Raw genomic sequence first — 822 nt, 5'->3', positions numbered from 1 at the left:
CAACCGGCGCATGGTCAAGGATATGATTTAAAGGTTCCTGCGGCAGCGCTTTGGGCAGGCGTTCTGGCAGGCGCGGCGCTTTCATGTTAAATGTCGGGTCGCTTTCCATAACTTCTATCTGCACCAGCCAACTGCAATACTGCCGCCATACCGACAATTTCCGTGCCAAGCTGCTTTCGCTTAAGCCCTTTTGCGACAGTTTTTTCAATACCGCCACAAAATCACGGCGCGTCGGCAGGCCGTTTTCAAGATTATCAGGCAACAGGCGCATCAACTCGCTCAAATCGCGCCGATAAGCGGAAACGGTATGCTCCGACTTGCCTTGTTGCAGCAAGGTTTTCAGATAGCGTTCAAAATGGAGTGCAAAATTGTTTGATTCCTCCATTTCAGACGGCCTCCAATGCCGTTTTCAATGCCAAAGGCAGACGACAGACACGCTGCTTGCCATAGTCGAAACACACCATACCTGTCTGCACTTTCGCCAACACAAGGCCGTCTGAAATCCTGCGGATACGGTATAGCAAAGAAAAGCCCACACCGACCACGCCTGCCGCCCCCATTTCTACCGACAGCTCATCGCCATGATGACCTTGCGCCAAATACTGCACCGCCGCATCCGCCATAATCAGACCCGACCCTCCAGCATCCATTTCACTCCAACCCAGCGTCACCAGCCAACGCATCCGCACTTCATGGCACAAACGCAACACCGCATCATTTGCCAGATGGCCGCCATAGTTCACATCGCCCACCTGCACCGTCAAGGCCGTCTGAAACAAAGGCTTACCACATTCGGCCACCGAAATCCTATCCATTTTGCAC

2 protein-coding genes are annotated in these 822 nt (G+C 53.2%); both read right to left on the bottom strand.

Features of this window, described 5'->3' with window-relative positions; all coding sequences use genetic code 11:
- Nucleotides 1-385: site-specific integrase (locus ACTHS3_RS16225; protein ID WP_440368535.1), on the bottom strand; the 385-nt coding region annotated here is incomplete at its 3' end.
- A gap of 1 nt (nt 386) precedes the next feature.
- On the bottom strand, nt 387-815 hold the full coding sequence (locus tag ACTHS3_RS16220) for an acyl-CoA thioesterase (RefSeq protein WP_070608535.1): 429 nt from the start codon (nt 813-815) through the stop codon (nt 387-389).
- Nucleotides 816-822: the final 7 nt, after the last annotated feature.

This window comes from Neisseria sp. P0009.S007 (assembly GCF_051962515.1).
The sequence above is the reverse complement of the archived record's forward strand: the minus strand, read 5'-3'. Positions and strand labels throughout refer to the sequence as shown.

What these genes read in the sequence shown, in the direction of transcription:
- ACTHS3_RS16220 (WP_070608535.1), bottom strand. Translation starts at nt 815, where the DNA reads ATGGATAGGATTTCGGTGGCCGAATGTGGTAAGCCTTTGTTTCAGACG.